Consider the following 8515-nt stretch of genomic DNA (forward strand, 5'->3'; position numbering starts at 1 on the left):
TCCCACTCGCTGGCCTGCTGGATGATCGCCAGACACGGCACCGACGAGCAGAAACGCCTCCACCTCGCCGACCTGGCCGCGGGCGTCCGGCGTACCGCCATCGCGCTCACCGAGCCCGGCGCCGGCACCGACCTGCAGGGCATCCAGACCCGCGCGGTCCGCGACGGCGACCACTACGTGGTGACCGGCACCAAGACGTGGATCACCAACGCCCGGCACGCCGACCCGCTGCCCGTCCTGGTCAAGACCTCGGTCACCGAGCCCGCCCACAAGGGCATGTCGGTGCTGCTCGTCGATCCGGCCTCGCCCGGCTTCGGCGTCAGCCGCGACCTGCCCAAGCTCGGCTACAAGGGCACCGAGACCTGCGAGGTCGTGCTCGACGAGGTCCGCGTGCCGGTCTCGGCGCTGCTCGGGGGCGTCGAGGGACGCGGCATGCAGCAGGTGCTGGGCGGGCTGGAGATCGGCCGGGTCAACATCGCCGCCCGCGCGGTCGGCGTCGCACAGGCGGCCTACGACGCCGCCCTGGAGTACGCGCGCGAGCGCACCGCGTTCGGGCAGCCCATCGCCGACTTCCAGGCCGTCCAGCTCAAGCTCGCCGACCTGGCCACCGAGATCCAGGCCGCCCGGCTGCTCACGTACTGGGCCGCAGCCCAGGCCGACGGCGGCAAGCGGGTGGACATGGAGGCGGGCATGGCCAAGTACTTCGCCTCCGAGGTGGCGCTGAAGGCCTCGCTGGAGGCGATGCGCATCCACGGCGGCTACGGCTACTCCCAGGAGTTCGTGGTCGAACGGCTCTACCGGGACGCGCCGCTGATGGCGATCGGCGAGGGCACCAACGACGTGCAGCGGCTGGTGATCGCCCGCGCCCTCGTCTCCGGCAAGGGCCGGGTGGGCTGGTAGCTAGTCGTGCCGGGGCAGCCCCGAGACCTCGTGGTCGGCATGGGACAGCGCCTCGGCGATGAGCGCCCGCACGTGCCCGTCGCGGGCGCGGTAGAGCACTCGGCGGCCGTCCCTGCGGGTGTCCACCAGACCGGCCAGCCGGAGCTTGGCCAGGTGCTGCGACACCGACGGGCGCGCCGCGCCGACCGCCTCGGCCAGGGAGTTCACGTCCAGCTCACCGGCTGACAGTTCCCACATCAGCCGGAGCCGGGTGGCGTCGCTGAGCATGCGGAAGGCGTCCACGGCGGCGTTGACCTGGGCGGGAGTGGGTTGCTCCTGCGAGTGGTCCGCACCTGAGACGTTGTCGCGTGCGTACATGACTACATATCCTGGTCGGAGCGGACGAGACGCGCAAGCGAAGGGGTGCTCATGTCTGACTCCGATACCCATCCGCACGGTCATGGTCACGGCCACGGTCACGGGCATGGCCACGGGCACGGGCCGGGGGAGCGGCGGGGGCTCAGGGCGCTGGCCGCCAAGGCCGCGCACGTGTTAACGCCGCACAGCCACGACAGCGCCGCCAGAACCGACAGCGCCCTGGAGTCCAGCAGCCGGGGCATGCGCGTGCTGGCCGTGTCCTTCGCGGTCCTCATGCTCACCGCCGTGGTCCAGGCCGTGATCGTCGTGGCGTCGGGGTCGGTCGCACTGCTCGGCGACACCCTGCACAACCTGGCCGACGCGCTGACCGCCGTCCCGCTGGCCATCGCCTTCTCGCTCGGCCGCCGGGCCGCCACCCGCCGCTTCACCTACGGCTACGGCAGGGCCGAGGACCTCGCGGGCATCGCCATCGTCGTGCTCATCGCCGCCTCGGCCGCGCTCGCCGGGTACGAGGCCGTCCGGCGGCTCGTCGAGCCCCAGGACGTCCGGGCGCTCGGCTGGGTCGCCGCCGCCGCGCTGGCCGGGTTCGTCGGCAACGAGTGGGTGGCGCGCTACCGCATCACCGTGGGCCGCCAGATCGGCTCGGCCGCGCTCGTGGCCGACGGCCTGCACGCCAGGACCGACGGTTTCACCTCCCTGGCCGTGCTCCTCGGCGCGGGCGGCGCGGCGCTCGGCTTCCCGATCGCCGACCCGGTCGTGGGCCTGCTGATCACGGTCGCCATCTGCTTCGTGCTGCGCGACGCCGCCCGCGAGATCTACCACCGCCTCATGGACGCCGTCGACCCCGCCCTGGTGGACGAGGCCGAACGCATCCTGGCCGGCGTCCCCGGCGTCGAGCGCGTCGGCTCGGTGCGCCTGCGCTGGCTCGGCCACGCCCTGCACGCCGAGGTCGAGATCCTGGTCGACCACGCCATGTCGGTCGTGGACGCCCACGCCGTGGCGGTCGAGGCCGAGCACCGCCTGATCCACGACCTGCCGCGCCTGCGCGCCGCCACCGTCCACACCGACCCCTGCGGCCCCGACGGAGCCGACCACCACGCGTCCCTGGCGACCCACCGCATCACCTAGCCCGCTGCGGGTAAGTTGGGGCGGGTGCCGACCGCCGCGACCCCCCACCCGACCACGCCGGGCGCGCCGTCCAGGCTCGCCTGGCTCGATGCCCTGCGCGGCATCGGCGCGCTCGCGGTGGTCGCCGAGCACCTGCTGCCGTGGTTCCTGCCCGCGCTGCGCCCCTACTGGTTCAGCCTCGGCGTCTACGGCATCCTGGTGTTCTTCCTGGTCAGCGGGTACATCATCCCGACCTCGCTGGAACGCCACGGCGACGTGCGGGCCTTCTGGGCCAGCCGCGCCTTCCGCCTCTACCCCCTCTACCTGGCTGTGATCGCGCTGGTGCTGGCCGCCTCCTGGTGGGTGCCGGTGCGCGAGGGCGTGCCGCGCGACGGGAGCGCGGTGGCGGCCCACGCGACCATGCTGCTCGACGTCGTGAGCGTGGGCGGCGTGGCCGACACGATGTGGACGCTGTCGTACGAGATGGTGTTCTACCTGCTGGTCACGGCGCTGTTCCTGATCGGGGCGCACGAGCGCAGCGGGCTGGTGTCCGTCCTGTTCGCCGGGGCGTCCGTGGCGGTGGGTCTGGTGGCGTCGGGGGCGGTGCTGCGGGGCGGATGGCCGGCCTACGTGTCGTGCGCGGTGTTCGCCGCCGGGCTCGCCTGCGTGGTCGGCGGCTGGTTCCGCCGGACCGCGGCGTGCCTGCTCGGGCTGATGGCGCTGGCGTTGCTGCTGCTGAGCAGCCGGGTGCCGTGGCTGGGCGCGGCCGTGGTCGCGGTCATGTTCGCCGGCACGGCGATCCACCGCTGGGAGCGCGGGCGCGGCGGCCTGTGGCCGGTCGCGGTGACGGCGGCGCTGGTCGTCGTGGCTCCGGTGTGGGCGATCGAGAGCGGCTGGTGGTGGGTCGAGGCCGACGTGTGGCTGACCACGATCGCGCTGGCGGCGGCCACCTTCGCGGGCGCGATGGCGCTGCGCGGACGGCGGCTGCCCCCCGTGCTCACCTGGCTCGGGCTGATCAGCTACTCGCTCTACCTGGTGCACCATCCGCTGCTGAAGTACTTCGTGGAGGTCACCGGCGACCTGCGGCGGGCGCCGCTGCCGTATCAGCTCGCGATGGCCGGGCTGGCCCTGGCGCTGATCCTGGCCGTCAGCGCGCTCTCCTACCGTTACGTCGAACGCCCCATGCAGGCGCTGGGCCGGCGGGTCTCCCGGCGGTCCGCCGGCGCGGGCGCCGCGCCGCGCGCGGTCCCCGTCACGGGAGGCTCGGCCGTGGGCGGCCAGGGCGACGGCTCGGGGCACACCGCGTAGGCCGGCACGATCCTCTCGCCGGGCTCGTGCCGCCGGCTCGTGGAGTGCAAGATGGGGGGCGGGTCATCGTCGCGGACCCCGCCGGGCCGTCGCGCGGCCTCCTCGGGGCTCTCGCCGGGCTCGGGGCTGGTCAGGGCGCGTGCCGGGGCCCCGCGGTCACCGGCGGGTGGGGAAGGGGCCGAGGGCATGCCGGGTTCGCTGGTGCTCATGGGGTCGGGGGAGACGAGCCCGACCATGGTCGAGGTCCACCGGGCGGTGGCCCGCGGGCTGCGCGCGGGGGCCCGTGCCGTGCTGCTCGACACGCCCTACGCCTTCCAGGAGAACGCCGCCGACATCTCCGCCCGCGCCCGCCGCTACTTCGCCCGCAGCGTCGGGCTGGAGGTCGAAGCGGCCACCGCGATCACGGGCGCCGACTGGGTGTTCTCCGGGCCGGGCAGCCCTACGTACGCGCTCGACCGGTGGGCCGCCTCCGGCGTGGCCGGCGACCTGCGTGCCCGGGTGCGCTCCCGGCAGGGGGTGACCGTGCTGGCCTCGGCCGCCGCCTGCACCGCGGGCCTGGCCACCGTGCCCGTCTACGAGATCTACAAGGTGGGCGCCGAGCCTCACTGGCGCGAGGGCATCGGCCTGCTGGAGCCGCTGGGCCTGCGGGCCGTGCTGATCCCGCACTTCGACAACGCCGAGGGCGGCACCCACGACACCCGCTACTGCTACCTGGGCGAGCGGCGGCTGTCGCGGATGGAGCGGGAGCTGCCGCCGGAGACCGCCGTCCTGGGGCTCGACGAGCACACGGCGCTGATCATCGACCTGGAGTCGGAGGCGGTGGAGGTGGCCGGGCGCGGCGGCCTGACCGTACGGCGTCCGGGGGCGGTGAGCGTCCTGCCGGCCGGGACCCGGACGAGCCTGGCCGCCGTCCGCGGCCTGGCGGCGGGCGCCATGTCCGGCGCGGTCCCGCCGTTACCGCCCGCCGCCCGCGCCGCCGCGGGGCCCGCCGTCACGCTGGAGGAGACGGTCCGCTCCTGCGAGCGGCTGTTCGAGGACGCGGTCGGCAAGCCGGACCTGGCGGCGGCGGCGCGGCTCGTGCTCGACCTGGAGGCGGAGATCGTCACGTGGGCGGCCGACACCGAGGAGGACGCGGGCGGGGTCGACCAGGCCCGGGAGCTGATGCGGCTGCTGATCGCCCGGCTGGGCGAGGCCGCCGCGACCGCCGGTCTGCGTCCCCTGGTCGAACCCCTGCTCGACCTGCGCGCGCGGCTGCGGGGGGAGGGGCGGTACGAGATCGCGGACGCGCTGCGCGAGGCGATGGCGCGCGGCGGCGTGACCGTGGAGGACACCCCGGCCGGTCCGCGCTGGAGCCCGGCGACGGTCTAGAAGGTCCTGGCGACGCGGCGGGCGTGCTCGTCGGCCTGCTTGCGCTCGGCGTCGTAGGAGCCGGTGAGCGTGGGGTGGTGGCGGATCTCCTGCACGTCGGCGATGCCCGTCCAGCGCAGCCAGTCGCCGAAGAACGTGGACTGGAAGTCCGTGCCGAACTCCGGGCCGAGCCGCGGCCCCCACACCGCGCTGGTGTAGACGACGGCCGCCCGCTTGCCGGTCAGCAGCGCGCGGTACCCCGTCTCCGGGTGCACGTCGAAGATCATCGCGGGCTGGCTGACCACGTCGATGAACTGCTTGAGCTTGTACGGCACGCCCGCGTTCCACATCGGCACGCTGAACAGGTAGCGGTCGTAGGCGTCGAAGCGCTCGAACGTCCTGACCGCCGCGGCCCAGGCCTCGGCCTCCTCGCCCGCGGGGGTGCCGCCGCCGAACACCGTCATCTTGGCGCGGGCGGCGGCGGGGCCGAACTCGGGCAGCGTGCCGTCCCAGAGGTCGAAGCGGTCCACGGTGTGGGCGGGGTGGGTGGCGAGGTACTCCTGGACGAACGTCTCGGCGATGGCGGCGGAGATCGATTCCGTGCCGCGGGGTGAGGCGGAGATGTGCAGCAACCTGGACATGGCGAACACCTTTCTGGACTGCGGTCCGGTTAGTGTCGCCAACGATACGGACCGAGGTCCGGTTGGTCAAGGTGGGGCTGTGCCGGGGCATGGCGAAGGCCGGGCCCGCGCGGCACGGTGGGTGCGGCGCGAGTCCGGCGGGGCGTCAGGTCGGTGCGCTCGACGGTGGGGGCAGGGTGTCGATCCCGCTGTGCTTTCGAGGCGCGCCAGAGGTCAGCGGCGCGGCGGGTCGATGCGGGCGCCGTCCAAAGTGAAGATCATGAGGCGGGACAGGTCCACCGCGACCTTCGCCGCGTCCCCCGCCCGCCACATCGGCCGGTTGCCCAGCCGGACGATCAGGTCGGAGCGGCGGTGGAAGCCGCTGCCCACGTTCTGTCCGACCTGCTCCTGCTCCTCGTGCTCCGGCGCGCGCTGCGAGAAGAGCCGCCGCACCATCCCGGTCAGCCCGCCCGCGCCGTCGCGCTCGCCGTTGAGGCGGGCGCGCGGGTCCGGCGGCTCGGGCACCGGCATCGCCGGCATGCCGCACTCCAGGTACGCCAGCCACTCGTGCCCGTGGTACTCCAGCGCCCGCACCCGCCCGTAGAAGGACGGCCCGTCGTACGACTCCGGCACCGGCGCCAGCCCGTCGGGACGCATGCCGACCAGCACCTGCCCGCCCGTGTGCTGAGAGATCGCGTACGCCCTGGGATCGCTCCAGGGCATCGTGAGCCGGTGCGGGCCGAAGTCGAGCATGACGTACTGGTTCTGCGGCGTCCTGACACCGGCCGCCAACAGGTTCAACTGCTGGGAGTTGAGGAAGGCCGCCACGAACGCCGTCGCTGGATCGTTGTAAATCTGGGCCGGAGTGCCGACGTCCTGCAGGACGCCGCGATTCAGGATCGCGATCCGGTCGGCCAGGGTGAGCGCCTCGACCTGGTCGTGCGTGACGTAGATCGTGGTGACCCCGAGCGACCTGACCAGCGCGGAGATCTCCATCCGCAGTTCGGTGCGCATGCCGGCGTCGAGGTTCGACAGCGGCTCGTCCATGAGGAACAGCTTCGGCTGCCGGACGATCGCCCGGCCCATCGCCACGCGCTGTCGCTGGCCGCCCGACAGGGTGCCGGGGCGGCGGTCGAGCGTCTCGTCGATGTGCAGCGCCTTCGACAGCTCGGTGACGCGGTCGCGCACCATCGCCGGGTCCGACTTGGCGATCTCCAGGGGGAAGGCGATGTTCCCGCGCACGGTCCGGTGCGGGTAGAGGGCGCCGTTCTGGAACACCATGGCCACGTCGCGGTCGCGCGGCGGCAGGTGGTTGGCGAGCTGGCCGTCCAGCCAGAGATCGCCTTCCGTGATCTCCTCCAGGCCGGCGATCATCCGCAACAGCGTGGACTTGCCGCAACCGGAAGGACCGAGGAGGACGAGGAACTCGCCATCCTCGGCCTGCAGGCTCAGCCGGTCGACTGCCAGGTAGTCGCCCGGATACACCTTGGTCACTTTGTCGAGAACGACCGAGCTCATGGGCCCACACCTTGCGCGCGTGTCACCTGTGACGAGGCTGATTGAAGAGGTAGTACATCGCGCCTTAACGCTGGATGTCCACCCTTGACATAAAGAATCTCACCCGCAGGGGTTTCGGCCAGGGGTTTTAGGCGGCCGTATACCCATAAATCCGGATACGAGGTGCATGGAAGGGCTTGCGTAAACTTGCGGCAAGGGCTTTCATGGTGCGGAAACCCGGGGGGAGATCCATGAACATGTGGTGGCGTGACGCCGTGATCTACCAGGTCTACGTGCGCAGTTTCGCCGACGGCAACGGCGACGGCGTCGGCGACCTGATAGGCGTGCGCGATCGCCTGCCGTACCTGGTCGAGCTGGGGGTGGACGCCGTCTGGCTGACGCCCTTCTACACCTCGCCGATGGCCGACTTCGGCTACGACGTGGCCGACTACCGGGACGTCGACCCGCTGTTCGGCTCCCTGGCCGACGCCAAGGCGCTCATCGACGAGGCCCACGGCCACGGCCTGCGCGTCATCGTGGACGTCGTGCCGAACCACACCTCGTCGGCGCACGCCTGGTTCCAGGCCGCGCTGCGCGGCGAGCGGCGCGATCGGTACATCTTCCGCGACCAGCCCAACGACTGGGAGTCGATCTTCGGCGGCCCGGCCTGGACGCAGGTCGAGGACGGCCAGTGGTACCTGCACCTGTTCGACCCCGCCCAGCCCGACCTCAACTGGGACGACGACGAGGTGCGCGGCGAGTTCGAGTCGATCCTGCGCTTCTGGCTCGACCTGGGCGTGGACGGCTTCCGCGTGGACGTGGCGCACGGCATGGTCAAACCGGCCGGCCTGCCCGACATCGGCCACCCGAACCAGACCAGGATGATCGGCCGCGAGCCGGTGCCGTACTTCGACAACGACGGCGTGCACGAGATCCACCGGGCCTGGCGGCGGGTGCTCGACTCCTACCCCGGCGAGCGCATCGGCGTCGCCGAGGCGTGGGCGCCCACCGCCGAACGCCTGGCCATGTACGTCCGGCCCGACGAGCTCCACCAGGCCTTCAACTTCCACTACCTGTTCACCCCGTGGGACGCCGCCGAGTTGCGCGCGGTGATCGACTCCTCGCTCGCCACGGCCGGCTCCGTGGGCGCGCCCACCACCTGGGTGTTGTCGAACCACGACGTCAAGCGGCACGTCACCCGCTACGGCAGCCTGGCCAGAGCCCGCGCCGCCGCGCTGCTGACCCTCGCGCTGCCCGGCTCGGCCTACGTCTACCAGGGCGAGGAGCTGGGCCTTCCCGAGGTGCTCGACCTGCCGGACGAGGTGTGCCAGGACCCGCAGCGGCTGCGCGACCCCGACAGCGGGCGGGACGGTTGCCGC

General features: G+C 72.8%; 8 protein-coding genes. 5 read left to right on the plus strand and 3 right to left on the minus strand.

Going from position 1 to position 8515, the window contains the following annotated elements; translation table 11 throughout:
* Positions 1 to 900: acyl-CoA dehydrogenase family protein (locus ACWCSD_RS41380; RefSeq protein WP_449923126.1), on the plus strand; the 900-nt coding region annotated here is incomplete at its 5' end.
* Here ACWCSD_RS41380 and ACWCSD_RS41385 read toward each other — a convergent pair.
* On the minus strand, positions 901 to 1257 hold the full coding sequence (locus tag ACWCSD_RS41385; RefSeq protein WP_357969218.1) for an ArsR/SmtB family transcription factor: 357 nt from the start codon (positions 1255 to 1257) through the stop codon (positions 901 to 903). It abuts the gene before it with no gap.
* A 51-nt stretch (positions 1258 to 1308) separates the two neighbouring features.
* On the opposite strand from ACWCSD_RS41385, the gene ACWCSD_RS41390 reads away from it, so the two are divergent.
* The 3 genes from ACWCSD_RS41390 to ACWCSD_RS41400 all read left to right on the plus strand — a co-directional run bounded on the left by ACWCSD_RS41390 (position 1309) and on the right by ACWCSD_RS41400 (position 5040).
* Positions 1309 to 2385 (plus strand): cation diffusion facilitator family transporter, encoded by a 1077-nt coding sequence (locus ACWCSD_RS41390; RefSeq protein WP_449923131.1) that lies wholly within the window; start codon positions 1309 to 1311, stop codon positions 2383 to 2385.
* A gap of 24 nt (positions 2386 to 2409) precedes the next feature.
* A complete protein-coding gene (locus tag ACWCSD_RS41395) occupies positions 2410 to 3672 on the plus strand; it encodes an acyltransferase family protein (RefSeq protein ID WP_449923134.1) in 1263 nt (420 codons plus the stop codon).
* Positions 3673 to 3858: 186 nt separating this feature from the next.
* Entirely contained in the window at positions 3859 to 5040 is a 1182-nt protein-coding gene (locus ACWCSD_RS41400) for a hypothetical protein (protein ID WP_449923137.1), read from the plus strand.
* Here ACWCSD_RS41400 and ACWCSD_RS41405 read toward each other — a convergent pair.
* Together ACWCSD_RS41405 and ACWCSD_RS41410 are read right to left on the minus strand one after the other, a co-directional pair.
* Positions 5037 to 5660, minus strand: a complete 624-nt coding sequence (locus tag ACWCSD_RS41405; protein ID WP_397164339.1) for an FMN-dependent NADH-azoreductase — start codon at positions 5658 to 5660, stop codon at positions 5037 to 5039. The genes ACWCSD_RS41400 and ACWCSD_RS41405 overlap by 4 nt on opposite strands.
* 213 nt (positions 5661 to 5873) lie before the next feature.
* Positions 5874 to 7157 carry an ABC transporter ATP-binding protein gene (locus ACWCSD_RS41410; RefSeq protein ID WP_397164340.1) on the minus strand — a complete coding sequence of 428 codons (1284 nt, stop codon included), beginning with the start codon at positions 7155 to 7157 and terminating at the stop codon, positions 5874 to 5876.
* A 230-nt stretch (positions 7158 to 7387) separates the two neighbouring features.
* Between ACWCSD_RS41410 and ACWCSD_RS41415 the strand changes: the two genes are divergently transcribed.
* On the plus strand, positions 7388 to 8515 hold a 1128-nt coding region (locus tag ACWCSD_RS41415), incomplete at its 3' end, for an alpha-amylase family glycosyl hydrolase (RefSeq protein WP_449923142.1).

Source organism: Nonomuraea sp. NPDC001684, from assembly GCF_053596515.1.